Source organism: Mesorhizobium sp. M8A.F.Ca.ET.161.01.1.1, assembly GCF_004792105.1.
Classification (GTDB): domain Bacteria; phylum Pseudomonadota; class Alphaproteobacteria; order Rhizobiales; family Rhizobiaceae; genus Mesorhizobium.
Genome location: NZ_SRTD01000055.1, coordinates 1 through 538 on the forward strand (window position 1 = coordinate 1; position 538 = coordinate 538).

1 protein-coding gene is annotated in these 538 nt (G+C 72.3%); it reads left to right on the plus strand.

Annotated elements, in window-relative coordinates:
• On the plus strand, nucleotides 1-538 hold a 538-nt coding region (locus tag EN804_RS34545; protein ID WP_189602143.1), incomplete at both ends, for a penicillin acylase family protein.

A 538-nucleotide genomic window follows, 5' to 3' on the forward strand; every position in this document is an offset into this window, starting at 1 on the left:
ATGCACCTGGGCCTGCGTGCCCCCGGCCTGTGGTTCCGCGTGCGCCTGCGCTACCCCGATCCACAGGCTGCCGGCGGCCAGGTCGACGTCACCGGCTTCTCGCTGCCGGGCCTGCCGGCCGTGATCGTCGGCAGCAACGGGCACGTCGCCTGGGGTTTCACCAACAGCTACATCGACACCGCGGACTACCGCACTGAACCGGCCAACGCCACGGTGACCGTGCATGAAGAACGCATCGCCGTGGCCGGCCAGGCCGATGTGCTGTTCCCGGTACGCGAAACCGCCTGGGGGCCGATCCTGCATACCCACGCCGATGGCAGCGGTGATGCGCTGCGCTGGGTCGCCCACCTGCCCGGCGCGGTGCGCCTGGACTTCGGTGACCTGGCCCGCGCCGGTGACCTGGACGCTGCCCTGCGCTTCGCCGACCACGCCGGCATTCCCGCACAGAACCTGGTGGTCGGCGACCGCAGCGGACGCATCGCCTGGCGCCTGATCGGCGCCCGCCCGGATCGCGGTCCCGGCTGTGCGCCTGCGGGCT